We start from the raw sequence: 26921 nt of genomic DNA, 5'->3' as shown, positions 1-26921 counted from the left end.
AGGGCATTCGCCCCATATTTTGACTATAACGAATGACAACATATGAAGTCAAAGAAGACTTATCGCCTTTTTATTATCCCTTTCGACACTGTCATATTAACTTCTACAAAGTGTCAAACTAGATACTTCCCTTGCCCCTCTTTCATATAACAAACTTCCGATTTGCCTAACTGTAATCCCTGTCGTATACACGTCATCAACGAGTAAAATATGTTGCCCAGAAAACATCTCTTCTCCCTGAAAATAAAAAGGATTGCTTCCTGACACCCTTTCTTTACGTGTCTTCTTACTTTGCTTTTCTGTTTCCCTTCTTCTTAATGATGGATAAGAAATTTTGACAGGCAAACAAGTTGCTAATAACTCAGCTTGATTAAAACCACGTTCAATTTCCCTTTCCTTACTAAGCGGAACAGCGATAACAGTTGAAACATTGGCAAAACACTTTTGAAATAAACTTCGAAAAGGACGATAAAAAATGTGCACTAACTCTGCATCCCCCCGAAACTTAAACTGCGCTACTATTTCTTTCATCTCATCATCATACATATATAACGAACGGTTTTTAAAAGAACGATACTTCTCCTCTTTCATCCACCTTATACAATCTATACAAATACCGTCTTCTTGAAATGAGGCAGGAACAAATTCTAAAGGTCGCCCGCACTCCATGCAAATTTCTCCTATAATATAGGAAAGTTTCTGCTCACATCTATCACATATATATTTTCTATGACACTTTACAAAAAAAGTGTACCAACTAACCTTTTCTACAAAACACTCATCACAAAGTAAACAATGCATTAATCGATCAATCCTTGTTCTTTCGCATTTTTATTCATACCTTGAATATGTTTTTTCGCGCGCACCATCGCCTCTGTCTTGCCATAGTGAAAATAAATGACCTCTCCATATGGTGCTTCAAAGCTCCGCCCTGCTCGGCCCGCAATTTGTACGAGCGCACTTTCTGAAAATATTTCTTCTTCCGCCCCTAAAACTGCAACTTGCAAATTTTTCACCGTTACGCCTCGCTCTAAAATTGTCGTTGTAACTAATAATGGGATTTCTCCCTTTCTGAACGCTGCGACTTTCTCTTTTCTCATCGGATCTTCTGCATGTACCCCTTCAACTTTATTATGCAATGATTTCAATAACGAGCTTATTTCTTCTATATATCGTACATGGGGAACGAATAAAAAAACAGGATACTTTTTGTTTAAGTACATCTTTAACCATTGTAGTAAAACTCGAGGAATTCTTTCACGGTTGAGGCTTTTCTTCCAATTTCCGCACCAGCAAAATAGAGGAACTGGCAACGGATGACGGTGATATCGTCCAGAAACAATAACACCTTTTTGTTCACCTTTTCTAAATTTTCGCTTCCACGTTTCATCTGGAGTCGCAGTTAAATAAATACGCGCCGCTTTTTCTTTCATCGCTTGTTTTACCGCGTACTGTAACATTTGATCTGCACAATATGGAAAAGCATCTATCTCATCTACAACTATGACATGAAAGGCCCTATAATAACGTAATAATTGATGCGTGGTCGCAACGACTAGTACTGCATCTTTTTCTTTATCTACACTCCCTCCATATAAAGCCGCTACCTTTATATATGGAAATACTTCTTGTAATCTCGGTGCTAATTCCAAAACAACATCCGTTCTTGGCGTTGCGATACAAACTCTTTCTCCTTTTTGAAGCGCTTCGTTAATACCGTAAAACAACATCTCTGTTTTCCCAGCCCCGCATACAGCCCAAATAAAAAATGATTCTTTTTGCTTAATAGCCTCTATAACTCCTTGCGCCGCCAAATTCTGGCCAGTAGACAACGTCCCGTTCCACTGTAACAAATTTGAATTCTTTTCTCTCTTTCTTTCAGCAATCCCGCGAACAAGTACAGCACATTCACTTACTCTCCCCATCGCTATACACTTCCGGCAATATGTGCACACTTTACTGCACCTTTTACATAAAAACGACGCAAATAGCCACCGATCTACGTTTCCACAGCGTTGGCACATATATTTAGAATTCTTCTTTTTTACACCTTGTACACATACGATCTCTCCCTTCTTTTTCAAATCGTTTAATTCCCTCTGTAAATCTGAAGAAAGTTCTTCTAATAGCAACTGTTTCCCCGCTAGCATCAACAATCACCTCCAGCACTACTATAAACCTTTCTCATCATCTCGTAAAAACTCAAAAAAGCCGATAACCTACTTAGAAAATAGTAAGCTACCGACTTTATACACGTTTTTCATTGAATTATAATTCTATAATCTTCCGTAACCTAAGAAATGTTTTTGGTTGTAAGAGCTATTTACGCTACCATAAGTAACACCTGTTGACTCATCAGCAGCATGAATCATTTGACCGCCACCAATGTAAATTCCAACGTGAGATACGCCCGCTCTATATGTGCCTTGTAAGAAGATAAGGTCTCCTGGTTTCGCTTCAGATGGGCTAATTTTTTGTACAGAACTCCATAGACTTCTAGTATCTTGACGACCTAAACCGTAAACGTAAGAGATTAAACCACTGCAGTCAAAACCACCGTTTGAAATTGACGCACTACCCCATACGTATTTTAGACCTACTAAGCCTTTAGCTTTTTCAACAACATCTTGTCTTCCGCCACCATCATTTGTTACTACTGGTGTTGGTTTTTTCGCTTCTTCTTTTTTAGGTTCTTCTTTTTTAGACTCTTCTTTTGGAGCTTGTACAGCATTATTTGCTGGAGCTGCTGGTTGAGCTTGCGTTTGTGCTGGTTGAGCCGCCGCTGGTTGCTGTGCTGGCTGAGCTTGCGCGTCTTTAGCAGCTTGCTCTGCTTGCTTTTGAGCAGCAGCTTCTTGTGCAGCTTTTTCTTGCGCTTCTTTTTCAGCAATTTGTTGTAATTTTAATGCCTGTTGTTCAAGCTCTTTTAATTGGCTTTCCGTACTTGTCATTGTAGTTACAACTGTTTCCATTTTACCGCTTAAATCATTTACTGCAGTTTCTTTTTTCGCTTTTTCAGCGTCAAGATCTTTCTTGGCAGTTTCAATTTGAGCTTGTGCTTCTTTTAATTCTTTTTGTTTCTCTTTTACCGTTGCAACATCTTTTTTCACACTAGCTTGATCTTCTTGTTGTGTTTTCATGATATCTTCATCAGACTCAAGAATTTTAGAAACAGAAGTTAAACGATCAACTAAATCTGCAATGTTTTTAGAGTTTACAAGAACTTCTGTTACAACGTTCGTATTTGGTTGTTCTTGGAGTGCAACTAAACGCTTTCTTAATAGCTCTTCACGTTTTGCAATCTTTGTTTGTAATTCTGCAATATCTTTATTTTTCTTTTCAATTAATTGCTCAGTATCAGCAACTTTTTTCGTTGTTTCATCAAGCTTTGCAGCATTCTCTTGAACAGATTTATCTAAACCTTGAATTGTTTTGTTTAAGTCATTCATTTGTTTTTGTAATTCATCACGTTCTTGTTGTTGTTTATGTAAAGTGTCATTTTGTGTGTTAATTTGTGATTTCACGTCAGAAATTTTATCTTCTGCAAATACATTTGGTGTTAGCCCAGAAAACATTAATCCTGCAACTAATGCACAAGATGCCATTTTTAGCTTTTTCATTTTATTTTTTACACCGCTTTCTTTTTTCTTTTTCCGTATATAACCTATAAAATTTATACCATAATTCGGGATTTTTTTTGCTAATGTTACGTTTTTGTAAAACAAATGTAATATTATATGTAGCTCTAGCGCAAAATGCGCATATTTTTGTATGTATGTGTAGAAATTTATATACTTTTCTCACTTCTATAAACAAAGAAAAAACGTAAGGAATCCCTTACGTTTTATTAAATATACGAATACGAATACAAATGAAATACTACTTCATCCATTTCTCAGCCCAATTTTGGACCTCATCCATAACACTTTCTAACGCTTTTCCCTTGTCAGTTAAGCCATACTCGATTCGAACTGGTACTTCTGGATAGACATTACGAACTACAATGCCCTCGCTTTCCAATTCCTTTAAACGCTCTGACAACATACGATCGCTCATATTTGGGATAATATCTGCGATTTCTCTAAAACGTTTCGACTCTTCAAGCAAAGATTTAATAATTAAGCCAGTCCACTTCTTACTAAGCAGAGTAAAAGCTGACTCAAACTTTGGACATAAACAAGAATTATGCTCCATATGTTTCACCTCTCTTCTATTATAATATAGTTTCTTGTAAAAAGTAAGTTATAAAACTTTCCTCATTATTTTATTTTACGTACATTTTACCATTTCCAAATATTAACTTGTCAACTAAACGTAACATACCCGTAAAAAAACCCTCTTAAAAAGAGAGCTTTTTATATCTTTATTACTTCGTATACCATCCAAGACCTAATGCACCTTCACCTAAGTGTGTACCAATTACAGCTCCAAAATAACCTGTACGAATTGTGACGTGAGGATATTTTGCTTCTAATTCTTTCTTCCATTCATTCGCTTCCTCTTCACGTTGCGCATGAATGATAACTGCTTCCATAGGTACACCTTTACTTGCTTGCTCATCAAAAATTTCAATGATACGTTTTAATGCTTTTTTACGTGTACGAATCTTTTCAAACGGAATAATGATTTTATCTCTAAAATATAAAACTGGCTTCACTTGTAACAGACTGCCGATGAAAGCTTGCGCGCTATTCAATCGACCACCACGTTGTAAATGATGTAAATCATCAACTACAAAATAGGCGTCCATCGTTTTCTTCATTTCATCAAAACGAGCGATAATCTCTTTTGGGTTCTTTCCTTCACTTGCTAACTTTGCACCTTCACGCACATAAAATCCTTGTACTTCACAACTAATTTCAGAGTCATACGTGTATACATCAATACCCTCTACCATCTGTCCAGCTGTCGTTGATGTTTGATATGTACCACTAATTCCACTTGATAGGTGAATACTAATAACTGCATCATAATCTTTAGCTAGTTCTTCATATAGCTCAACAAACTTTCCGATTGCTGGTTGAGAAGTTTTTGGAAGTTCCTCTTGTTCACGTACTTTCACATAAAAATCATCTGCTGAAATTTCAGCTTCTTCTTGATAAGATTCTGTTCCAAACACAACGTTTAATGGAATCATATATATATTGAGTTCATCACGAATTTGCTTCGGTATATATGCCGTACTATCAGTAACAATAGCTATTTTCATTTTCGTACCTGCCTTATAAAAAGTTTTATTTCCTAATTTTACACGAAAACTACAAATGGTGCATCCATACATGAAAATGCCGGTTGAAATTATACCTACCATCTCGACAAATTACAACAAAAAGATAAAATACTCGCCAAAAACTTCAGCATATTTAGAAAAAATGTTTGAATATAAAAAGGCTCGCTTTTAAAATGGAAAGTACTAGTCATTTTGATAGATAGGGGCGTACACAAGTGCTATTACAATATTTAACAATCAAAGACTACGGCGAACACGAAATCGTCATTCAAAAATCAAGATTTATTTGTTATATTAGCCGAGCAACAACTGAGGAAGAGGCTCAAGAATTTATACAAAAAATAAAAAAACAACATTGGAATGCAACACATAATTGTTCCGCTTATTTAATTGGCGAACAAGATCATATTCAAAAGGCAAATGATGACGGTGAGCCTAGCGGTACAGCTGGCGTACCAATGCTGGAAGTACTTAAAAAACGTGGAATAAAAGATACCGTCGTCGTCGTAACACGCTATTTTGGTGGCATTAAACTTGGCGCAGGTGGATTAATTCGTGCATATGGAAAGTGTACAAGCGAAGGCATTAATCATGTCGGTGTTGTCCAGCGAAAACTAATGCGTGTGATGCAAACCGAGATTGATTACACATTACTTGGCAAAGTGGAAAATGAATTACGCAATTCAAAATATGCCATTAAAGATATTCATTATCTAGAAAATGTCACATTTGATACATATGTAGAAGAAGACGGCAAACAAGCATTTACAGATTGGATGATTGAATTAACAAACGGGAAATGTACAATTACAGAAGGAGATATGTTGTACTTAGAACAAGATGTTATCTAAGAATAACCCATTTATCACCTTCAAAGATTAATGTAGTGAATTACTTCCCTACAAATGAACTAACGAACTAAGGAGATTATATATGGAAGAACGTTATTATCATCTCCAAAATAGCAGAATAAAAAAGAAGCGAAGAAGGAAACTTTTCTTCTTCCTTATTTTCGCATTTTTATTTGGCAGCATAGGAGTTTATGTGTTAAATTCTTACTCTTCTCTTATGGGGATGTATAGTGGTTTTACTCGTGAAAAATCGGATTTAAGAAACCAAGATGTAGAAATTACAAAGGAACCTTTTACAATTCTCATTATGGGTATAGAAGATTATGCGACAGATGGTCAAAATGGTCGTACAGACTCATTAATGTTTGCAACAGTCAATCCAAAAACGCAAAAGATTTCACTTATGAGTATTCCTCGTGATTCTCGAGTTAAAATTGTTGGCAAAAATAAGGAAGACAAAATTAACGCTGCCCATGCTTACGGCGGAGAAGAAATGGCAATCAAAACTGTCGAAGGCTTTCTAAAAGTTCCTGTAGACCATTATCTAAAAATTGATTTCCAAGGCTTTAAAGGTATCGTTGATGCTGTTGGCGGCGTTACCGTTGACGTACCCTTCGATTTCTGGGAGCGCTCTGACGTGGATTACTACAAAAAAATTCAGTTTAAGCAAGGACAGCAAAACTTAAACGGTGAAGAAGCACTTGCTTACGTCCGTATGCGAAAGCAAGATCCAAATGGCGATTATGGTCGAGCTGCTAGACAAAGACAATTACTGGCCGCTGTTGCTCATAAACTAAACTCCACCTCTACTGTATTTAAAATTAAAGATTTAACAGCTGTCGTTGGAAAATATATAAAAACCGACATTCCTATTTCAGACGGACTTGCTCTTTACAATAAACTTTCTGGATTTGATCCTTCTACAATGCAAACGTTAAAGCTTGAAGGCGAAGACAAAAAGATAGGCGGTATTTATTACTTCCTTCCAGATCCAATCAGTGTAGAAACGGTGCGTAACGAAATTGAAAAAGAATTAGGAGAAAAAGCAAAAAATCCAACTACAAAAAACAACTCAAATCCTGATTTAAATTCAAGTTCTAACTCTAACGAACAAACAAAAAAAGAGACAAACCAAAATAAAACACCAACTGATCCGCCACCTTCTACAAATGCTCATGCAGAGTGGATTATGCGCAATCAGCCGTAAAAAAAAAGGCCCAATCTATCCGATTGGGCCCTTTTTTTTTACTTATTAAAGTGTTGTAAAATCGCTTCTACAATACGCTCTGATGCACGACCATCACCGTAAGGGTTAGATGCTTTCGCCATCTTATCATGGGCTTCTTTATCTGATAACAGCTCATCAGCAAGACCAAAGATTGTCTCTTCGTCTGTTCCTGCTAATTTCAGCGTACCTGCTTCAATACCTTCAGGGCGCTCTGTTGTATCACGAAGAACAAGAACTGGTACACCAAGTGATGGAGCTTCTTCTTGTACACCACCAGAATCCGTTAACATTAAGTATGAACGAGCTGCAACATTGTGGAAATCAATTACATCTAGCGGCTCAATTAAATGAATACGGTTATGTTCACCTAAAATTTCATTTGCTATTTCACGAACAACAGGGTTCATATGAACAGGGTACACAACTTGTACATCTTCATGTTTGTCAACAAGACGCTTAATTGCACGGAACATATTACGCATCGGTTCACCTAAGTTTTCACGGCGGTGAGCTGTCATAAGTACAAGACGATCATTTCCAAGTTTCTCTAGTACAGGATGACTATATGTTTCTTTTACAGTCGTTTGTAGCGCGTCAATCGCTGTATTTCCTGTGATGAAAATACGTGACTCATCTTTATTTTCCTTCTGTAAGTTCGTTGCTGATTTTGCTGTTGGTGAGAAATGAAGATCCGCCATTACACCTGTTAATTGACGATTCATCTCTTCTGGGTATGGAGAATACTTATCCCACGTACGAAGGCCCGCCTCAACATGACCTACTGGAATTTGATTATAAAAAGCAGCTAAGCTTGCAATAAATGTTGTTGTTGTATCACCATGTACAAGTACAATATCCGGCTTCGCTTCTTTCATTACTTTATCCAAACCTTCTAAACCACGCGTTGTAACATCAATTAAAGTTTGGCGGTCTTTCATGATATTTAAATCGAAATCTGGTGTAATTCCAAAGATACTTAATACTTGATCTAACATTTGGCGATGCTGTGCTGTTACAGTCACAATCGATTCAATTTTTTCTGGGTGTTTTTGCAACTCTAATACAAGAGGTGCCATTTTAATTGCTTCTGGACGTGTCCCGAAAATTGTCATTACTTTTAAACGTTCAGTCATGTGATTGCCTCTTTTCTTTCACTAATTACAGCTCCTATTATGACATATAAAAATATGCATGAGTACATCCCTTTTTAACGCATAACAGAAACTTTTCTATTACAAATACTTTTTCTTCCCACCGAGTAATAATCTATCTTTTGTTTCTTAACATCTTCATCAGTATAACAATTTCTCCCATCAAATAAAATAGGCTCCCTCATAAGTTGTACGTACTTTTCTAACGGATAAGTTTGAATATCTTCCCATTCTGTTACGATAAAAACCGCACTCGCATCTCTAATCGATTCATCTATACATCTACTATATTGTATAGCATCTCCAAATATATTTTTCACATATTGAATTGCTTTTGGGTCGTAAAGAACAATTTCTGCACCTATATTAAGTAATGCTTCTATTATAATAAGAGATGATGCCTCTCTAATATCATCCGTATTCGGTTTAAAGGATGCGCCAAGAACTGCAATCCGCTTTTTACTCATGTTCATAACTTTTTTCGCTTTTTCAATCAATAGCAGCTGTTGCTTATTATTTACTTCAATAACCGCTTTTAACAAACGAAAATCATGAGCAACATTTCCCGCAATTTGCACCAGCGCTTTCGTATCTTTCGGAAAACACGACCCTCCGTAGCCAATGCCCGCATTTAAAAAAGATGCACCAATTCTCTTATCCATTCCCATCCCTTTGGCAACATCTAATACATTCGCGCCTACCTTCTCACATATATTTGAAATTTCATTAATGAAACTAATCTTTGTAGCTAAAAAGGCATTCGACGCGTATTTAATCATCTCTGCACTTTTAATATCTGTAACATACGTTTCTAAACATAATTCACTATACAAACTCTCTACTCTTCTTGCTACTTCCTCACTATCCGCTCCAATTACAATACGATCTCCATGAAAGAAATCATAAATACCTGAACCTTCACGCAAAAACTCTGGATTCGATACGATATGTACTGTATGCCTCCCTTTTAACTTCTCCTCAATCCATCCCTTCATTACATCATTTGTACCTACTGGAACTGTACTTTTCGTAACAACAATAATATCGTTCGTCGCATATAATCCAATATCGTTACAAGCACTCTGAATATACGTTAAATCTGCCGTCCCATCTAATAAAGGTGGTGTTCCAACTGCAATAAATATAAACTCTACATCATCAAATGCCTCTTCTTTATTTGATGTAAAAATTAAAGCATTATTCTCATATGCATAATTTATTAATTCATGTAATCTAACCTCATAAATAGGTAAATCCCCTTGTTTTATCCGTTCAATTTTTTCATTATCTATATCAAAACATATAACTGAATGCCCCAATTTTGCCAATCCTACTCCTGTAATCAACCCAACATATCCAGTACCTACTATCGTAATTTTCATTTCTTTTTCGCACAGGAATTTACAATAGAAAAGATATGAAAATTAGAATTCTCCCTGCGCTTCCCCCTCTCACGTTAAAAATGAGAAAACCCTTTTCCTTTTTCATTATATGAATTACTTCTCTTATTTTTTTTAAAGTTTTTGTAAAATTAAATGCACTATAAAGTAAAACTTAATCAGTAAGAATGGGGCTGCCAGTTTACGCGTAATAAATTCCCACATTTTAACACGAGACTTACTCATTTCTACGTGCAACACTTATAATACTGAAATAAAAGTATTCACTATCGAAGAAAAAGAGAAAATGTCACATTCCGAAGTCCAGTACGATTAACCTTCTTATATGATTCAACATTCTATATACAATTGTCATATATTTTATTCGCTTCCATTAACCGTAAAAAGAAAAAAAGATTGAATTCTAATCTTTTTGTGATACCATATGTTATGAGCCTGTAAACAAACATCATAATTTTCAGATAAATATATTTTCAAAAAAAAAATTACGTTAGACTATAAAGGGTGGGGTATTAATGGACTCACAAGTGATTTATGCCATTTTGGCATCTTTCATCACTGTACTTGTCGTTACTCCTTTAGTTATTAAATTAGCTTTTAAAATAGGAGCGACAGATAAGCCAAACGCACGTAAAGTGCACCAAAAGATTATGCCACGTCTTGGCGGGTTAGCAATATTTATTGGTGTAGCTGTAGGATTTGTTGTCGGCGGCTTATATGAGCAAAGAATGTTATCGATAACGCTAGGTGCAATTATCATTGTAATCATCGGAATTTTAGATGATATGTACGAGTTATCTGCGAGAGTAAAATTCGGTGGACAACTGTTAGTTGCCATTATGATTGTAAAAAGTGGATTATTAGTGCAAGTATTATATATCCCATTCTTTGGGGATACTGAACTTGGATGGCTTGCTTATCCAATTACAGTATTTTGGCTTGTAGGTATTACGAATGCAATCAACTTAATTGACGGCTTAGATGGATTATCTGCTGGAATTTCATCTATCGTACTTGCAACGCTAGCATATATGGCCTTCACTAGCCCATGGGGTACTGGAACAGCTATTATATTGCCACTTGCATTAATTATATTAGCAAGTACAATTGGATTTTTATTCTACAACTTCCATCCAGCAAAAATTTTCATGGGAGATACAGGAGCACTATTTTTAGGATACTGTATTTCTGTTATATCGTTACTTGGATTATACAAAAGTGTAACGTTATTCAGTTTTATCGTTCCAATTATCATTTTAGGTGTACCTATATTTGATACGATATTTGCAATCATCCGTCGTATCGTAAATAAAAAACCTATTTCAGCACCAGATAAATCGCATTTACATCACCGCTTACTTGCAATGGGATTCTCTCATCGCAAAACGGTACTAATTATATACGCATTCGGTATTTTCTTTAGTGTAAATGCCATTATTTTTACTACTGCAACGTTATGGTTATCCATTATTCTTCTTTTCGCTTTGATTTTCTTCACAGAAATCATCGCTGAAATAATCGGGCTTGTACATGAACGCTACAAACCAATCATTTCCTTTTATAAAAAAGTGAAAAAACGAGAAGACTAATTGTAGTATAGCCTTTTCAATTATGAAATATTCAAATAGCATCCTCTTTCTTATAAGAGGATGCTATTTTTTATTCTTATTTTATATTTCCAAAATATAGATTGTTTGAGAGTTCCTCTATTGGAGAAAGATATACATAATAAGAAAAGTATCAAGTTTTCTTTTTTACATCTTGATTGTCAAACTGAGGGTGAATGTTATGATCAAGCGAGTATTTCAATGTATTATTTTATTTTTAACGATTACTATGTACGTATCATCTAATACTGAAGCAACAACTGTTATTCCTGCTGAATATCATCCAAATACTGAAACAACTTCTCCTACACAAAAAATTGCGTACTTAACATTTGATGACGGGCCAAACAAATATACTACACAAATTTTAAACATCTTAAAAGAAAAGAACGGAAAAGCAACTTTCTTTGTTATTGGTGGAAAAGTACCACATTATAAAAAGACAATGCAACGATTAATTAAAGACGGACATTATATCGGACTTCACAGTATGTCACACGATGTAAAACGCCTTTACACTGGTGACCCTTCCACTTTAATTGCAGAAATGGAGCAAACACAAAGCATTGTCCAGCAAGTTACGAAATTAAATACACATCTCGTTCGCGTTCCATATGGTAGTATGCCTTACTTAAAAAAGAATTACCGTGACGCACTTGTATCGGCCCAGTATAAAATGTGGGATTGGACGATCGATACATACGACTGGAAAAGCTATGACAATCCTTCTGCCATACTCGAAAGAGTACGTAATCAAAGTGATGAACAAGTCGAAGTCATTTTAATGCATGATTCGAGTGTAACCGTACAAATACTGCCAAAAGTAATTGATTATTTACAGTCACAAGGATATAAACTTCTTCCCTATAATCCTTCTTCTCATCTCAAGGTAAATTTTTGGAAAGACACAAGATTGTAACAGCTTTAGTGCCTATGTGCTAAAGCTGTTTTATTTTTCTCTTCCCACCCTTCCCATTTTTGTGTAAAATTTTAAATAGTGATGAAGTTTCGAGGTGAATAGAAATGAAACGAATAGATCTCATTTTTAACGCAATACAAAAAGGCAATTATACAGAAGGTGTAACCGCATCAGAACTCGCTACATTTCTGCAACTAGATCGCGCCAATGTAAGTAGCGATTTAAACAAACTTGTAAAAGATAAACGTTTATTAAAAACAAATACGCGACCTGTTCGTTTTTACATAGAAACGAACACTTCGTTGGAAACGCATTCAAAAGACATAACTTCATTGGATACATTTGCAATTGAAAATACGAGCCTTAAAATTGCAATTGAAAAAGCGAAAGCTTCTATTCTCTATCCTCCAAACGGTATGCATACTTTACTACTGGGAGAAACAGGGGTCGGAAAGTCTATGTTTGCTTCTTTAATGCACGAATATGCAATTGAAGTTGAACAGCTTCCCAAAGATGCACCATTTATCGTCTTTAACTGTGCTGATTATGCAAATAATCCACAGTTACTACTCGGGCAATTATTTGGGATTAAAAAAGGAGCTTATACAGGAGCAAGTGATCAAAAAGGGTTAATTGAAAAAGCACATGAAGGAATTCTTTTCTTAGATGAAGTACATCGCCTGCCTCCAGAGGGACAAGAAATGCTTTTCACCTTTATTGACCGCGGAGTATACCGCCGCCTTGGAGAAACAGAGAACGAACGTAAAGCACAAGTATTAATCATTACTGCAACAACAGAAGAACCAAATTCATTTTTATTAAAAACATTTACAAGACGTATACCGATGACTGTTACGCTGCCACCACTTCGTGAGCGTACACATAAAGAGCGCTTTGCTTTACTACAGCTATTTTTCACAAATGAAGCAATTCGTCTGCGAAAAGACATTCACGTTAGCCCAAATGCAATGCGTGCTTTCGTCTTTTACAATTGTCCCAATAACATCGGTCAATTAAAAACAGATGTTCAAATTGCCTGTGCGAAAGCCTATTCTGATTTGGTCACAAAGAAACGTGAGTCTGTCTATGTTTCAAGTACAGATTTACCTTGGTATATGAAAGAAGGGTTGTTCATTGAAAGGAAGAGCCGTCACTTATACCAAATACCAAATGAAACATTTGTATTTACAGGTGAGGAAGGTTGGAGTAATCATAAAACAGAAGATGAAAAACGCTCTTCTATTTACGATTATATTGACTATAAATACGAAGAACTTCAAGCACGTGGCATTGAAGAGGAAGAATTAGAATTACTAATAGAAAATGATGTTCAAAGCTTTTTCGTACAATATTTTAACCAAATATCCAAAAAAACAAGCCATGAAAATGTTTTTAAAATTGTGGATCGTAATATCGTTTCCGTATGTGAAAAAATAGCGGAACTTGCTGAAAAGCATTTATCTAAGACGTTTGATGAAAAAGTATTTCTTGCTTTAAGTTTACATGTACAGACAACTCTACAACGTTTACAAAGCGGAAAACAAATACATCACCCACAATTAAATCAAATTCGTACGAAATATAAAGAAGCTTTTTCCGTAGCTATGCAATGCATTCAACTACTGGAGGAAGAATTACAAATAACAATGCCTATTGATGAAGCTGGCTTTTTAACAATGTTCTTCGTTGTTGATCCAATTCCTGCCTCACAAACAGAAGTAAAAGTATTAATATTAGCACACGGTAATGGTATCGCAACTGAAATGGCAAACGTTGCAAACGAACTTCTCGGCATTGAGGAAGTAACCGGTATTGATATGCCGTTACACGAATCACCGAAAGATTTCTTGGAACGTGTGAAAGTGTATATGAAAACACTACAAAATGTAAATGGGCTTCTCTTACTTGTCGATATGGGGTCACTTGCTTATATCGGTGACATATTAGAAACGGAGTTCAAAATCCCTGTACGTGTTCTCTCGATGACGAGCACACCACATGCACTAGAAGCAGCTCGAAAAGCTCAGCTCGGTTATTCATTAGATGCGCTGTATGAAACAGTAAAAAATTTAACACCGTTTTACTTAAACGTACAAGAAGAAAAGAAAAAACCTCTCTCTCCAATGAAATCTGTTATTTTAACAGCTTGTTTAACTGGTGAAGGAAGTGCTTTAGCTATTCAAAAAATGTTAGAGAACTATTTACGATTTGATAAAGACTTAATTGAAATTATTCCGATTAGTATCGTCCATGAAAAAGATTTAACGAAAATGATCGAGAACATAAAAAAAGAGCGTAATATCATTTGTATCGTCACGAATTTCGATGTGCAAGTGCCGTGCTTAACATATCATTTCCAAGACATCGTAAACTACACAGCGATTCAGCCCATTCAAGAATTAATTACGTATGAAGAAACATATGCAAAAATGGCGGATATTCTTGAACAACAAATGCAGCGTAACGATGGGGCATTACTTATTAAAACAATTCGTTACGCATTAAATACAATTCAAGAATTAATTTCCTTACAGCTAACTCCTGATAGCTTAATGGGGGTTATTCTGCATATGAGCTGTATGGTTGACCGTCTTCAAAAAGGAGAAAGCCTTCTTCCTCACCCTGATAAAGAGAAAAGAAGACAAGATGAATACTGGATGTATATGAAAGTAAAAAAAGCATTGCAACCGATTGAAAATACATTTGAAATACAAATACCTGATGACGAAGTATTTTACGTTATGGACTTCTTTATTAAAAATCAGCCTGTTAAAAATTAATTGAGGCCGTTTTTAAAAATATCGACCGTAACGTGAGTTATATCGGCGATTTTCAAAACATATCGATTTACCGACAATAATCGCTAAAACTAGCACCTTATATAATGAGAAAAGGCTGTTCCAACATATGGACAGCCTTTTCATCTACTTCTTTACTTTTCTAACTCGCCCTCTTATTTCTCCTCTTTTTTGTGATTTCGTATGGACATTAACATATACATTTGCTTGAATAATTTCTTGAAGTAAATGTACAAATGATTTCCCTTGTAAAGGTCCCTCAAAATCCTCTACATTCACTACACCAGTAATACTTCCCTCGTTCAAACTAATCCCTTGCTCCAGTGGACCATACAAATATAAAACAACAGGACCAATTTGAGTAGACTTCCCTAAATGAATTTGACACGATGTAACCTTTTCTATATTTTTTAGTATTACTCTGTAATGCAATTTCGTTAAATCATCACTAAAAATAAACTCTGCTACCCCAAAAGCTTCTGTATTTACAGGAGGTACTTCCCTCTTACCTGTTAACCTGGCAAAGAAATGTGTTGTCATAAGGCATTCTCCTTATATAAATTTCCCAGCACTACTTCTACTACTTTATGGTTTAGACATAATCATTTATGACTTTTTCAATTTTAATTACAAAGAAAAGATTCACAAAATCTTTACATTAAAATCGTTCCTGTAGATTGAAAGTCTCTTGTATAATGCACATAGAAAAACATTATAGGAGGTTATTTTGAAAAAAAACAAACACATCTTTCACACATTATTAGAGATTTTTCTCGTCTCATTTAAATTAGGACTTACTTCATTCGGCGGTCCTGTCGCTCATCTCGGCTATTTTCACCACGAATACGTGCAAAAAAGAAAATGGATGGATGAACGAAGCTATGGAGATTTAGTAGCGCTATGTCAATTCCTTCCTGGTCCTGCCAGCAGTCAAGTCGGTATGGGGGTTGGATTATTAAGAGGCGGACTATTAGGAGCTATTATTTCATGGATTGGATTCACTTTACCGTCTGTACTTGTTTTGGTTTTCTTCGCCTCATTCCTTAATCAGTTCGACCTTGGAAGTGCCGGCTCGATTCATGGACTAAAACTTGTAGCAGTAGCTATTGTCGCTCATGCCATATGGGGAATGGCCCGAAAGTTAACTCCAGATCGCAACCGTGCGACGATTGCGATTGTAACTGCCGCAATTGCCTTATTATGGCCAAGTAGTTGGACACAAGTCATCCTTATTATAATATGTGGCTTTATCGGCTGGTTTTTATATCGCAACCAACCAATTAGCCAATCACAAAATATAAAAGTACCTATTTCAAAAAAGATAGCAGTTTCTTGTCTCGTCTTATTCTTTGGACTATTACTGCTGCTACCGATATTAAGACCGTTTTCTTATTACATCGCTTTATTTGATAGTTTCTATCGTTCTGGCGCACTTGTATTTGGAGGAGGACACGTCGTGCTGCCCCTTCTTGAAGGTGAGTTCGTACAAAACGGAATGATGACGAAAGAACAGTTCCTAGCTGGATACGGATTAACACAAGCAGTACCAGGACCACTATTTACATTCGCCTCTTATATAGGAGCAGTATTAAACGGGACGCTTGGGGCAACACTCGCAACAATTGCGATTTTCCTCCCTGCTTTCTTACTCGTTATTGGTGTTTTACCATTTTGGAACAGTGTGAGAAAAATATCATTCATACAAGGCGCACTACTTGGTGTTAACGCCGCAGTTGTTGGTATTTTAATTGCCGCTTTTTACGATCCTATTTGGACGAGTACAGTTATAAATGCTTCAGATTTCGTTTTCGCTTCGCTTCTTTTTTGCTTACTAGCTTTTTGGAAAACACCACCTTGGGTTATCGTTATACTGGGAGCCTTTGGCGGATATATTCTGTCCATTTTATAAATAAAAAACGACGGCATGATGTAGACGTCGTTTTTTCTATTAAAACTTCACAAGCTCTATGCCTTCTGGCAACTCACTCTCTGTTAAAATACGCAATTCCTTCACACGATCCATTACGTAAGAAGAACGCTTCACAAGCTCTGGATCAATATATGCTGGATGAACCATAATTTCTACCGTTTGTTCACCTTGTACTCTTTCTTTTAACTTCACAAAGTAATCTTCCGTCACACCATCCGCATAAAAGTCACTGTAAAACACATCAGAAAATGGATGCACCGCTCTATCTTCCTCACAACGACGAATCGGAACATTATATTTAGCCGCTAATCTCTCAAGAACATCATGTAAAATCGGTAAACTATGCACATGATGATGACTATCTAAATGAGTTGGTGTTAATCCGTAAGATAAAAACTTCTCAATTTGAGCAGTCCATTCTCTCTCAACTTCTTCTGGATTTATATTCCCTTTCCTTACAACACTTTGTTTATGAAACGATCCGTTTTCCCCTACGAGTGACGGTACATCCTTTAACAGTGGTTCTCCTGCCGTTAATACAAGGTGTACGCCTACTCCGAGTAGGTTGTACTCTTTCGCTAAGCGTACCGCATGCTCTGTTCCTGGCATATTCATCATCATCGTCGTTGAATTGACAAGTCCATTTATATGCCCATCAATAATGCCGTAATTTGTACCTTCTGTAAAACCGAAATCATCTGCATTTACAATTAACTTAATCATCATAATACCTCCTAATAGAATAAAAAAAGCGGGCTAAATAGCGCCGCTTTTACTTCTCTACCTTTTTAAAGAACTGTGGAAGATACTCTTTATGTGCTTCCAACATTTCATCTAAAATTTGTTTTGCAACTTTATCTGATGGTACAAGTGGATTGATTGTCATAGCAAGCAGCGCCTTATGATAATCCCCTGTAACAGCAGCTTCAATTGTTGTGCGCTCGAATGATTTAATTTGTTGTACTAAACCGCGAACTGGTACTGGAAGGTCTCCAACTGCAATTGGTTTTGGGCCTTCTTTCGTAATAATACAGTTCACTTCAACAGCTGAATCATGTGGTAAGCTTGCAATTGTTCCGTTGTTTCGTGTATTAACAGGCTGGATATCACCTTTATTATTGTAAATAGACGTAATTAAGCTACATGCTGCATCACTATAATAAGCTCCGCCACGTTTTTCTAATTGTGGTGGTTTAATATCTAAGTTCGGGTCTTTATATAACTCAAATAAATCATTTTCTAATTGTTTTACTACTTCTGCACGTGTACCTTTTTCAACAGAAGCTTCTTTCTCTTCTTCTAACATTTCACGTGTTTTGTAGTAATAACGATGGTATGGACATGGAATCGCACGAAGTCCTCGAATAAAGTCTGGCTCCCAGTTAAGCGCTGCGATATTTTCCATCGTAATTTGTTTTTCTGGATCTGTCACAAGCTCTAACACACGGTCCATTACACTTACGCCATCTAAGTATACATCTAGTCCGTATACCATATGATTTAAACCTGCGAAATCAACGTGAACACGACTCGCATCTACTTCAAGTAATCTTGCAAGACCCATACGAATTCCGATTGGAACGTTACATAGACCAACTACTCTTTGAATATTTGTATAACGAAGAACAGCTTCTGTTACCATACCAGCTGGATTTGCAAAGTTAATTAACCATGCATTCGGACAGAGCTCCTCCATATCTTTACAAATATCTAAAATAACAGGAATCGTTCTCAACGCTTTGAATAAACCACCAGGACCATTCGTTTCCTGACCGATTACATCATATTTTAATGGGATTGCTTCATCTTTTGCACGTGCTTCTAATAAACCAACGCGAAGTTGTGTTGTTACGAAGTCAGCATCTTTTAATGCCTCGCGACGATCAAGTGTTAAATGTACCTCGATCGGTAAACCTGATTTTTTCACCATACGTTTCGCTAAGTTACCAACGATTTCTAACTTTTCTTTTCCTGCCTCAATATCTACTAACCAAATTTCACGAACAGGCAGTTCATCATAACGCTTAATAAATCCTTCAATTAACTCTGGTGTATAACTAGATCCACCGCCGATTGTAGCAATTTTAATTCCAGTCATGCTTTATTCCCCTTTCGCTTCAAGCTTTTTATAAAGATCGATAAACTCTGCTGCTAATTCTTTCACTGTAATCGCATTCATTAAATGATCTTGTGCGTGAATTAAAAGAACACTAACCTCTGTTTTTTCTCCTCTTGCTTCTGATTGTATGAGCTCTGTTTGGAAATGATGCGCTTCATTAATCGCTTCTTTTGCCTTTACCATCGCTTCATCTGCTTCTACCATTTTCCCCTGTTTGGCAAATTGAAGTGCCTCCATCGCAAAGCTTCGTGCGTTACCACTATTTAAAATCAATTGGAATGGAATTTGTTCTGCTGTAGTCATCATAATTACCGCCCTCTCTATAAGGTTCAACCGATTTAAATACCCCTTCAGTTTGAACATGTCTATTAAAGTATGAATTTATTAATGATAGTTTAGTGTTCATATAGATGTTTTTCATCTTTTTGAACATGATATAAAGGTAATTATTCTGACGAGCTATAGGAACTCGCCAGAATAATATTTTTTAAAGTGATACTGAATTGTCGCTTCCTTTTGTTTCAGCTTTTGCAGCCTGTACATAAGTACGGTCACACATTAATACGAATGGATAGTAAATTACTACCGCGATTGCAAAGTTCACCACTTGTAGTGCTGCACCAGCGATGCTTCCGCCCGATACAAGATAACCACTAAAGATTGGTGGCATTGTCCATGGAACTAACGCAACTGTTTTTGGTACCCATCCTAAAGTGATTGCTGTATAAGAAGTAATAACTAATACAACCGGTGTAAGTACGAATGGGATAATTAACGTTGGGTTTAATACAATTGGCGTACCAAAAATAACTGGTTCGTTAATATTAAAGAAACCAGGACCGATAGATACACGGCCTACACCGCGAAGCTGCGCACTTTTCGCTACAAGCATTACTGCCACTAAGAACGCTAACGTTGCACCCGATCCCCCGATATATACGTATACATCAAAGAATGGTTTTGTGAAGATATGCGGTACGTCATATGCAGACATACCATCATTAAATAATTTCATATTTTTCTCTAATGCTGGTAAATAGATTGGGTCAATAATCCCCCCAATAATATTTGGACCATGTAATCCGAAGAACCATAATACGTGAATAAGTAACGCGATAATAATTGCACTTGGTAATGTACCCGCTAAACCTTGTAATGGTAATTGAATTGTTTCAAATACCATTTTATGAATGCTTGTTCCCGCAAGTTTCACAGCTAATTGAATACCTGCTGTTACAATCAAAATAACGAATGCTGGAACTAACGCTGCGAATGATTTCATTACTGCCGGTGGAACACCATCTGGCATTTTAATTGTAATATCCCTTTGAACAAAGAATCTAAACACTTCTGTTACAAGAAGAGCCACTATAATGGAAACGAATAGACCTTGTGCCCCTGTCCACGCTAAATCAATACCGCCTTCTTTTGGCGTTGTCGGAGAAATAATAATTAATGCACCGAATGTAATGATTGCTGCTGACAACGCATCGACGCCGTAAGATTTCGCTAAATTGTAACTTATCCCAACTGCGACTATGAGGGCGAGTATAGCAAAGGAACCAGTCCACATACCGCCACCGACATCTTTCCAAGCGTCACCAAATGTGCCCTTCATAAAGTTTTGGAAAGCATCAATTGGTAAGTTATTTATAAGTACTGCAAATGATCCAACTAAAATAAGAGGCATAACTGCGATAAATCCGTCACGGATTGCAACTAAGTGGCGCTGCGATCCAATTCTACCTGCGACTGGAACTAAATATTTCTCCATAAATGCAATAAATTTTTGCATTTCGCTTCCCCCCTAATTATTTTTTAAGTGTTAATGCATGATCTAAAACTGCTTCTCCATTCATCATGCCGTAGTGCATTGGATTGATAACGTCGATTCCAACGTTTTTCTCATCAGCAAGCGTTTTCATTGAAGAAAGCATGTAACGAACTTGTGGTCCTAATAATAATACATCTGCTTGATCGATATTTGTTTTTACTGCATCCCCAGATACAGCCCAAATCTTTCCTTCTAGACCGCGAGCTTTTGCAGCCGCTTCCATTTTTGTAACTAGTAAACTTGTAGACATCCCCGCTGAGCAACATAATAAAATATTCATTTGAAAATCCCCCTTGTGTAGTATAAAAAATTTATGTTTTATTTATTTTTCTTTACGCTCTTTATTAATGCAATTAGCGTGCCAACTTTTTAAAACCACTAAAATCAGTGCTTTTTCGACTGTTTTCTTTGTGTGTTAACGCTTTCAATTAGTGTGTCGTTCAAAAAACACACAGTGTGTTATAAAACAACACGCTTTTAACACATAACTGTATGAAAATAGATTAGTGTTTAGTTGTCTAGTTGTGTTTAATATGAAAAAACACTAAAAAAACTTTTTTATCGTAGGAATCTAGTAAAAAACAACATTTTCTTGGGCTCAGTCTTCTATCTATTCTATTGTCCAAGCAAACTCTACTAGATTACATAAAATAAAATAGAATAAAATAACACAATTCGAAAGGGGATTCCTATGCCAAAACATAGAAAACAAAGCAAAATAAAGATTTATAGAATAACAAGCTATAAAAAAGACAAGCGTTCTGAATTAGACTCTGACAAATTTGAACTAGAACAGCAGGACAAGCATGATATACAAGAAAAACAAGATAAACAGGACAAACAGGATGAGCAGAATAAGCAAGATAAGCAAGTACAATCGGAAAATGTAATTATAGTACCTACAGATTCACACAGCTTAGATGTGTGGGATGAAATTTCTCTAAAGGAAATACAAGCTGGTGAACATACGAACCTATTTGAAGAAAAAAGTAATTATCAAAATATTAATTTAGTCCAAGTAAACGATGTTCGCTTATACTTGGACAAGCAACTACAATTTAGTTCCGTTGATGAGCAAATTTATCATGAAGCACTTGTACATCCAATTATGTCAAAAGTAATCGATCCAAAACGTGTTCTCATATTAGGTGGTGGTGATGGTCTTGCCTTACGAGAAGTTTTGAAATATGAAACTGTGCTACATGTAGACCTTGTTGATTTAGACGAGGCGATGATTAATATGGCACGTAATGTTCCAGAAATAGTATCTTTAAACAAAAATGCTTTTTTTGATAATCGAGTGAACGTGCACGTATGCGATGCAAAAGAATTTCTAAATTCACCTTCATCTTTATACGATGTAATCATTATTGATTTTCCAGACCCAGCGACAGAGTTGTTAAGTACTTTATATACAAGCGAACTATTTGCTCGTATAGCTACATTCTTAACAGAAGATGGTGCTTTCGTCTGTCAATCTAATTCACCTGCTGATGCACCTCTAGTATATTGGAGTATCGGTAATACAATTGAACACGCTGGATTAACTGTAAAAAGCTATCATACAATCGTTCCTTCTTTCGGAACTGACTGGGGATTTCATCTTGCTACTAATTCTGCACATGTACTCGATCAAATTGAACAATTATATGTAGTACCAACTCCTCGAACATTGCCTGCTCTTCTTTTTCCTTTATTTCAATTTAAAGAAGAACATCTAGAACAACGTAACCTCGCTCTTTTAAATTCAGAATCAAATCTTATCTTACATCAATGCTACAAACAGGAAATGAAGTTTTGACGATATTATAGTAAGGAGTGCTGCCCTATGGAATATTCTACTTTTGGCAAGCATATAATAGTAGATTTGTGGGGAGTGGACTTTTCCCTATTAGATGATATGCACTTTTTAGAATATCATCTAGTTACAGCTGCAGATTACTCTGGTGCCCATGTTTTAAACGTAAGTAAAAAAGAGTTCCAGCCATATGGTGTTACTGTATTAGTGTTATTATCAGAAAGCCATCTTTCCATTCACACTTACCCGGAACAAAATTTTGCAGCTATTGACTGTTATACTTGCGATACAACCGTTGAACCACAAATATCGATTGATTATATCGTAAATATATTAAAACCGGAACGGATGCATATAAAAAGATTAATTCGTGGTATAGGAGAAATTGTTACTGCCGATTAATTATAACTCTTACTCATCCGAAAAAAGGAGGATTGTAAAATACCATCAGTGGGATGAACATTCCACTGATGGTACAGGCACATACATAAAATGAAATTTTAATTAGTGGGAGTTTTACTGCCCGTTAATTCGAGATAAAAAAACCTTGCATAAGCAAGGTTCATTCATCCACCGACATCTTCCTATATAACTCTACAAACTCACTCGCTAATTCTTTCACCGTAATTGCATTCATTAAATGGTCTTGTGCGTGTACCATTAAAAGAGTAACTTCGGTCTTTTCACCACCAGCTTCTTTCTGGATAAGCTCCGTTTGTACACGGTGCGCCTCTTTTAATTCCTCTAGTGCTTCTTGTAATTTAGCTTCAGCTTCTGTAAACTCCCCACGCTTCGCACAATCAATTGCTTCCATTGAACAACTTCTCGCGTTTCCCCCATGCAAGATTAAATGAAAAGCTTTCGTCTCTATCGTATCCATTTTAGTTCTTTACTCCCCCTTTTCTTCCGCCAGTTTTTGTTTATCCCATATTTTTAAGAACGGTAAATAAATGAAGAATGCTAGCGCAAAGTTAACAAGTTGTAAAATAACACCTGAAATTTTCCCGCCCGATCCTAAATATCCACTAAAAAGAATAGGTGTCGTCCAAGGTACAGCGGCCCCACTCGGACGTGCGACCCATCCCCATTCCATTGCAAAATACGAAACAATTGTTAACACAACTGGAACTAATATGAATGGAATTAGTAAAAGTGGGTTCATCACAATCGGCATACCAAAAGTTACCATCTCATTAATATTAAATATACCAGGTGCAATTGACAATCTCCCTAAACTTTTTAATTGTTGACTTCGTGCAAATAGTAACATTCCAACAACTAGAGCAAGCGTTGCACCAGAACCGCCCATATAAATCCATAAGTCAAAAAACTGTGCCGTAATCGTATTTGGTACATCTTGCCCAGCTTGAAAAGCAACTCGGTTTTGATCCATTAACGACAACCAAACAGGGCTCATTACACCACCAACAATAGTAGCACCATGAATTCCACACGACCAAAGAACATGAACGAGAATAACTGCTATTATTGCGCCCCAAAGACTAGCACCAAGTACACTAAGTGGTTCCTGTAAAATTCGTCCCACAATATTATGGATACTGCCAAAAGAAGTATTTTCTATAATTAAGCGTAAAATCCAAATAACTGTTACAACAATAAATCCTGGAACAAGTGCTGCAAATGAACGCGTGACAGCTGGTGGAACTGTCTCTGGCATCTTTATAATTATCTTTTTTTGTACAATAAATCGATACAGTTCAGTAGATATAAGTGCAATAATCATTGCTACAAATAACCCTTGGCTTCCCATTAATGCAGCTGGGATAGCGCCTTCTACAAGTACACTTTCTTTTGTACTTGGTATAATATATGCAACTTGAAATGGCGTCGCAAGTAAAAACGTCACAAGCGACAATGCCCCGGATGCTAAAGCATCCACTTTATAATACTCTCCAAGCCTGTAAGCGATTCCAAAAACAGCTATTAAAGCCATTATATTAAAAGTTGCACTAACTGGATACCCTAAAGCTCTCTGCCAATTCTCACCAAACAAACCTGCCATAAACTCGTTATATCCGGGTATTGGCAGTGCACTAATAATGAGGAAAAACGATCCAATAATTAAGAAAGGCATCGTTAAAATAATTCCATCTCGAATTGCTTGTAAATGCCTCTGCTCTGCAACCTTCCCTGCTACTGGCATCACGTACTTCTCTAAAAACCGTATCATCTATCCCACTCTCCTCATGGTTTCATTGACAAAGCTGCTTGCAAGATAGCTTCTCCATTACAAAGTCCGTAATGAACGGATTGAATGACATCAACAGGTATCCCTTTATCCTTACATAATTCTTTCATTTTCGGTAATAAATAACGTACTTGCGGTCCAAGTAAAAGGATATCAGCTTTATCAATATGACTATTCACTTCAGAACCTGATACTGCCCAGATTTTCACTTCTATCCCTCTTGCCTCTGCTGCTTTTTCCATCTTTGTAACAATCAAACTGGAAGACATTCCCGCTGCACAGCAAAGTAAAATATTCATTCTGCTTCCCTCCCCTTTTTTCTCTACCTAAATTATGGTGCACTCCTTGCCACCACTAGGTTACAAATATATATGTCTAGATTTCCTGCTGTATGCCGAGCTTAAAAACAAAAATTTCTTGGTTTTCGCGCTATTCCATCTATCCGTATTCTCCTAGTAAAGAGAACTCTAACTCGCTATAATGATTCAGTATGACTTTTTTTAATTGATAGGAGGATATATTTATGAAGGCATATCGCTTTCCACTTATTTTATTATCTTCTATCCTAATTGGTGGTTTCATTGGTTATTTCATGGGTGCCGATGCAGTTGCTTTAAAGCCGCTTGGTGACATTTTCTTAAACTTAATGTTTACGATTGTTGTACCTCTAGTGTTCTTTAGCATCGCATCGTCTATTGCTAATATGGATGGATTAAAACGTTTCGGTAAAATTATGTCTAGTATGGCTGGGACTTTCTTATTTACAAGTATTTTAGCTGCTATTTTTATGATTATTGTCGTGAAAGTATTCCCGCCAGCACAAGGTGTTGTACTAGAACTAACACAACCTGACAAAGCCGGCAAAGCTGTTAGTGTTGCAGATCAAATCGTCGGTATTTTAACAGTATCTGACTTCTCGAAGTTACTATCTCGTGAAAATATGTTAGCTCTTATTTTCTTCTCTATCTTAATGGGGATTGCAACTTCAGCAGTTGGCGAAAAAGGAAAGCCATTCGCTACATTCCTACAAGCTGGTGCAGAGATTTCAATGAAGGTTGTATCTTTCATTATGTACTACGCTCCAATCGGACTTGCTGCTTACTTCGCAGCATTAGTTGGCGAATTCGGACCACAACTTCTTGGAACTTACTTCCGAGCAGCAATGGTATACTATCCAGCTTCTCTTATCTACTTCTTTGTATTCTTCACGTTCTATGCATACCTTGCAGGTCGCAAACAAGGTGTACAAGTATTTTGGAAGAACATGGTCTCTCCTACAGTCACATCACTTGCAACTTGTAGTAGTGCCGCAAGTATTCCAGCGAACTTAGAAGCAACGAAGAAAATGGGTATTTCTTCAGACGTTCGTGAAACAGTTGTCCTTCTTGGTTCTACACTTCATAAAGACGGCTCTGTTTTAGGTGGCGTATTAAAAATTGCTTTCTTATTCGGTATTTTCAACATGGAATTCGAAGGACCGAAAACATTAGCAATCGCACTTGTTGTTTCTCTATTAGTAGGAACAGTAATGGGTGCTATTCCAGGCGGTGGTATGATCGGTGAAATGTTAATCGTATCTCTATACGGTTTCCCGCCAGAAGCACTGCCAATTATCGCAGCAATTAGTACAATCATTGATCCACCTGCAACGATGTTAAACGTAACAGCAGATAACGCTTGTGCCGTAATGACAGCTCGCCTTGTAGAAGGTAAGAATTGGATCAAAAACAAATTTGCTTAATAGAAAGAAAGAGGATGCTCCAAACGAGCATCCTCTTTCTTTCGTTATTTATTGATAGGTTGATATCTCCTCTCGCCACAAATTTGTTAAAATCTTCACAAATATTCCA

The 26921-nt window shown here is 36.5% G+C and carries 25 protein-coding genes; 9 read left to right on the top strand and 16 right to left on the bottom strand.

Features of this window, described 5'->3' with window-relative positions; genetic code table 11:
• Window positions 1-96: 96 nt before the first annotated feature.
• The 5 genes from MR112_RS10745 to MR112_RS10725 form a co-directional block, all read right to left on the bottom strand.
• A complete protein-coding gene (locus MR112_RS10745; protein ID WP_013142274.1) occupies window positions 97-801 on the bottom strand; it encodes a ComF family protein in 705 nt (234 codons plus the stop codon).
• Complete coding sequence (comFA, locus tag MR112_RS10740; RefSeq protein WP_242244945.1) at window positions 801-2150, bottom strand: ATP-dependent helicase ComFA; 1350 nt, start codon at window positions 2148-2150, stop codon at window positions 801-803. Before comFA ends, MR112_RS10745 begins: the two co-directional genes overlap by 1 nt.
• Window positions 2151-2276: 126 nt before the next feature.
• Entirely contained in the window at window positions 2277-3722 is a 1446-nt protein-coding gene (locus MR112_RS10735) for a C40 family peptidase (protein WP_000499477.1), read from the bottom strand.
• A gap of 154 nt (window positions 3723-3876) precedes the next feature.
• On the bottom strand, window positions 3877-4191 hold the full coding sequence (locus tag MR112_RS10730) for a winged helix-turn-helix transcriptional regulator (RefSeq protein WP_000400857.1): 315 nt from the start codon (window positions 4189-4191) through the stop codon (window positions 3877-3879).
• A gap of 172 nt (window positions 4192-4363) precedes the next feature.
• Window positions 4364-5206 (bottom strand): DegV family protein, encoded by an 843-nt coding sequence (locus tag MR112_RS10725; protein ID WP_000684725.1) that lies wholly within the window; start codon window positions 5204-5206, stop codon window positions 4364-4366.
• Window positions 5207-5442: 236 nt separating this feature from the next.
• Here MR112_RS10725 and MR112_RS10720 point away from each other — a divergent pair, with 236 nt between their 5' ends.
• Window positions 5443-6078, top strand: a complete 636-nt coding sequence (locus MR112_RS10720) for a YigZ family protein (protein WP_025686691.1) — start codon at window positions 5443-5445, stop codon at window positions 6076-6078.
• A gap of 82 nt (window positions 6079-6160) precedes the next feature.
• Complete coding sequence (locus MR112_RS10715) at window positions 6161-7285, top strand: LCP family protein (RefSeq protein WP_000392807.1); 1125 nt, start codon at window positions 6161-6163, stop codon at window positions 7283-7285.
• Between the two features lie 38 nt (window positions 7286-7323).
• Here MR112_RS10715 and wecB read toward each other — a convergent pair whose 3' ends face one another.
• Both wecB and MR112_RS10705 read right to left on the bottom strand, forming a co-directional pair.
• On the bottom strand, window positions 7324-8439 hold the full coding sequence (wecB, locus tag MR112_RS10710) for a non-hydrolyzing UDP-N-acetylglucosamine 2-epimerase (RefSeq protein WP_000140145.1): 1116 nt from the start codon (window positions 8437-8439) through the stop codon (window positions 7324-7326).
• 74 nt (window positions 8440-8513) lie between these two features.
• Window positions 8514-9839 (bottom strand): UDP-glucose dehydrogenase family protein, encoded by a 1326-nt coding sequence (locus tag MR112_RS10705; protein ID WP_017656392.1) that lies wholly within the window; start codon window positions 9837-9839, stop codon window positions 8514-8516.
• Between the two features lie 533 nt (window positions 9840-10372).
• Between MR112_RS10705 and MR112_RS10700 the strand changes: the two genes are divergently transcribed.
• The 3 genes from MR112_RS10700 to MR112_RS10690 all read left to right on the top strand — a co-directional run bounded on the left by MR112_RS10700 (window position 10373) and on the right by MR112_RS10690 (window position 15163).
• Window positions 10373-11446: a glycosyltransferase family 4 protein gene (locus tag MR112_RS10700; protein WP_006917642.1), complete on the top strand. Its 1074-nt coding sequence runs from the start codon at window positions 10373-10375 to the stop codon at window positions 11444-11446.
• A 199-nt stretch (window positions 11447-11645) separates the two neighbouring features.
• Entirely contained in the window at window positions 11646-12383 is a 738-nt protein-coding gene (locus MR112_RS10695; RefSeq protein WP_000597149.1) for a polysaccharide deacetylase family protein, read from the top strand.
• 104 nt (window positions 12384-12487) lie between these two features.
• A complete protein-coding gene (locus tag MR112_RS10690) occupies window positions 12488-15163 on the top strand; it encodes a sigma-54-dependent transcriptional regulator (protein WP_242244944.1) in 2676 nt (891 codons plus the stop codon).
• Window positions 15164-15307: 144 nt separating this feature from the next.
• Here the strand turns inward: MR112_RS10690 and exsM are convergent, their stop codons facing one another.
• The gene (gene exsM, locus MR112_RS10685) at window positions 15308-15721 is read right to left on the bottom strand and encodes an exosporium regulatory protein ExsM (RefSeq protein ID WP_000207046.1); all 414 of its coding nucleotides are present in this window, start codon (window positions 15719-15721) and stop codon (window positions 15308-15310) included.
• Window positions 15722-15908: 187 nt separating this feature from the next.
• On the opposite strand from exsM, the gene MR112_RS10680 reads away from it, so the two are divergent.
• Window positions 15909-17090 (top strand): chromate transporter, encoded by a 1182-nt coding sequence (locus tag MR112_RS10680; protein WP_226368825.1) that lies wholly within the window; start codon window positions 15909-15911, stop codon window positions 17088-17090.
• Between the two features lie 39 nt (window positions 17091-17129).
• On the opposite strand, the gene chbG is transcribed toward MR112_RS10680, so the two are convergent.
• The 5 genes from chbG to MR112_RS10655 all read right to left on the bottom strand — a co-directional run bounded on the left by chbG (window position 17130) and on the right by MR112_RS10655 (window position 21344).
• Complete coding sequence (gene chbG, locus MR112_RS10675; RefSeq protein ID WP_242244943.1) at window positions 17130-17834, bottom strand: chitin disaccharide deacetylase; 705 nt, start codon at window positions 17832-17834, stop codon at window positions 17130-17132.
• Window positions 17835-17883: 49 nt separating this feature from the next.
• Window positions 17884-19209, bottom strand: coding sequence for a 6-phospho-beta-glucosidase (gene celF, locus MR112_RS10670; protein ID WP_000145762.1), 1326 nt, complete (start codon window positions 19207-19209; stop codon window positions 17884-17886).
• A 3-nt stretch (window positions 19210-19212) separates the two neighbouring features.
• On the bottom strand, window positions 19213-19536 hold the full coding sequence (locus MR112_RS10665; protein ID WP_000989059.1) for a PTS lactose/cellobiose transporter subunit IIA: 324 nt from the start codon (window positions 19534-19536) through the stop codon (window positions 19213-19215).
• Between the two features lie 181 nt (window positions 19537-19717).
• Complete coding sequence (gene celB, locus MR112_RS10660; RefSeq protein WP_001168848.1) at window positions 19718-21025, bottom strand: PTS cellobiose transporter subunit IIC; 1308 nt, start codon at window positions 21023-21025, stop codon at window positions 19718-19720.
• Window positions 21026-21041: 16 nt separating this feature from the next.
• Window positions 21042-21344 carry a PTS sugar transporter subunit IIB gene (locus MR112_RS10655; RefSeq protein ID WP_001023567.1) on the bottom strand — a complete coding sequence of 101 codons (303 nt, stop codon included), beginning with the start codon at window positions 21342-21344 and terminating at the stop codon, window positions 21042-21044.
• A gap of 411 nt (window positions 21345-21755) precedes the next feature.
• Here MR112_RS10655 and MR112_RS10650 point away from each other — a divergent pair, with 411 nt between their 5' ends.
• The gene (locus MR112_RS10650; protein WP_074553750.1) at window positions 21756-22865 is read left to right on the top strand and encodes a polyamine aminopropyltransferase; all 1110 of its coding nucleotides are present in this window, start codon (window positions 21756-21758) and stop codon (window positions 22863-22865) included.
• Between the two features lie 27 nt (window positions 22866-22892).
• Window positions 22893-23264: an adenosylmethionine decarboxylase gene (gene speD, locus MR112_RS10645; protein ID WP_242244941.1), complete on the top strand. Its 372-nt coding sequence runs from the start codon at window positions 22893-22895 to the stop codon at window positions 23262-23264.
• 160 nt (window positions 23265-23424) lie between these two features.
• Here the strand turns inward: speD and MR112_RS10640 are convergent, their stop codons facing one another.
• From MR112_RS10640 to MR112_RS10630, 3 genes are read right to left on the bottom strand one after another with little or no spacing between them, the layout of a single operon-like run.
• The gene (locus MR112_RS10640) at window positions 23425-23742 is read right to left on the bottom strand and encodes a PTS sugar transporter subunit IIA (RefSeq protein WP_000379645.1); all 318 of its coding nucleotides are present in this window, start codon (window positions 23740-23742) and stop codon (window positions 23425-23427) included.
• Between the two features lie 9 nt (window positions 23743-23751).
• The gene (gene celB, locus MR112_RS10635; protein WP_242244939.1) at window positions 23752-25053 is read right to left on the bottom strand and encodes a PTS cellobiose transporter subunit IIC; all 1302 of its coding nucleotides are present in this window, start codon (window positions 25051-25053) and stop codon (window positions 23752-23754) included.
• A 14-nt stretch (window positions 25054-25067) separates the two neighbouring features.
• Window positions 25068-25370, bottom strand: coding sequence for a PTS sugar transporter subunit IIB (locus MR112_RS10630; RefSeq protein ID WP_227899672.1), 303 nt, complete (start codon window positions 25368-25370; stop codon window positions 25068-25070).
• 224 nt (window positions 25371-25594) lie between these two features.
• Between MR112_RS10630 and MR112_RS10625 the strand changes: the two genes are divergently transcribed.
• The gene (locus MR112_RS10625) at window positions 25595-26812 is read left to right on the top strand and encodes a dicarboxylate/amino acid:cation symporter (RefSeq protein ID WP_000649376.1); all 1218 of its coding nucleotides are present in this window, start codon (window positions 25595-25597) and stop codon (window positions 26810-26812) included.
• Window positions 26813-26921: the final 109 nt, after the last annotated feature.

The sequence above is a fragment of the Bacillus cereus group sp. BfR-BA-01330 genome, assembly GCF_022663885.1.
GTDB lineage: Bacteria > Bacillota > Bacilli > Bacillales > Bacillaceae_G > Bacillus_A > Bacillus_A cereus.
The sequence above is the reverse complement of the archived record's forward strand: the minus strand, read 5'-3'. Positions and strand labels throughout refer to the sequence as shown.

Bases quoted from the DNA above. Each gene is read 5' to 3' on its own strand.
- MR112_RS10745 (WP_013142274.1), bottom strand. From the start codon at position 801: ATGCATTGTTTACTTTGTGATGAGTGTTTTGTAGAAAAGGTTAGTTGG.
- comFA (WP_242244945.1), bottom strand. From the start codon at position 2,150: ATGCTAGCGGGGAAACAGTTGCTATTAGAAGAACTTTCTTCAGATTTA.
- MR112_RS10730 (WP_000400857.1), bottom strand. From the start codon at position 4,191: ATGGAGCATAATTCTTGTTTATGTCCAAAGTTTGAGTCAGCTTTTACT.
- MR112_RS10725 (WP_000684725.1), bottom strand. From the start codon at position 5,206: ATGAAAATAGCTATTGTTACTGATAGTACGGCATATATACCGAAGCAA.
- MR112_RS10715 (WP_000392807.1), top strand. From the start codon at position 6,161: ATGGAAGAACGTTATTATCATCTCCAAAATAGCAGAATAAAAAAGAAG.
- wecB (WP_000140145.1), bottom strand. From the start codon at position 8,439: ATGACTGAACGTTTAAAAGTAATGACAATTTTCGGGACACGTCCAGAA.
- MR112_RS10705 (WP_017656392.1), bottom strand. From the start codon at position 9,839: ATGAAAATTACGATAGTAGGTACTGGATATGTTGGGTTGATTACAGGA.
- MR112_RS10700 (WP_006917642.1), top strand. From the start codon at position 10,373: ATGGACTCACAAGTGATTTATGCCATTTTGGCATCTTTCATCACTGTA.
- MR112_RS10695 (WP_000597149.1), top strand. From the start codon at position 11,646: ATGATCAAGCGAGTATTTCAATGTATTATTTTATTTTTAACGATTACT.
- MR112_RS10690 (WP_242244944.1), top strand. From the start codon at position 12,488: ATGAAACGAATAGATCTCATTTTTAACGCAATACAAAAAGGCAATTAT.
- exsM (WP_000207046.1), bottom strand. From the start codon at position 15,721: ATGACAACACATTTCTTTGCCAGGTTAACAGGTAAGAGGGAAGTACCT.
- chbG (WP_242244943.1), bottom strand. From the start codon at position 17,834: ATGATTAAGTTAATTGTAAATGCAGATGATTTCGGTTTTACAGAAGGT.
- celF (WP_000145762.1), bottom strand. From the start codon at position 19,209: ATGACTGGAATTAAAATTGCTACAATCGGCGGTGGATCTAGTTATACA.
- MR112_RS10665 (WP_000989059.1), bottom strand. From the start codon at position 19,536: ATGATGACTACAGCAGAACAAATTCCATTCCAATTGATTTTAAATAGT.
- celB (WP_001168848.1), bottom strand. From the start codon at position 21,025: ATGCAAAAATTTATTGCATTTATGGAGAAATATTTAGTTCCAGTCGCA.
- MR112_RS10655 (WP_001023567.1), bottom strand. From the start codon at position 21,344: ATGAATATTTTATTATGTTGCTCAGCGGGGATGTCTACAAGTTTACTA.
- MR112_RS10650 (WP_074553750.1), top strand. From the start codon at position 21,756: ATGCCAAAACATAGAAAACAAAGCAAAATAAAGATTTATAGAATAACA.
- speD (WP_242244941.1), top strand. From the start codon at position 22,893: ATGGAATATTCTACTTTTGGCAAGCATATAATAGTAGATTTGTGGGGA.
- MR112_RS10640 (WP_000379645.1), bottom strand. From the start codon at position 23,742: ATGGATACGATAGAGACGAAAGCTTTTCATTTAATCTTGCATGGGGGA.
- celB (WP_242244939.1), bottom strand. From the start codon at position 25,053: ATGATACGGTTTTTAGAGAAGTACGTGATGCCAGTAGCAGGGAAGGTT.
- MR112_RS10630 (WP_227899672.1), bottom strand. From the start codon at position 25,370: ATGAATATTTTACTTTGCTGTGCAGCGGGAATGTCTTCCAGTTTGATT.
- MR112_RS10625 (WP_000649376.1), top strand. From the start codon at position 25,595: ATGAAGGCATATCGCTTTCCACTTATTTTATTATCTTCTATCCTAATT.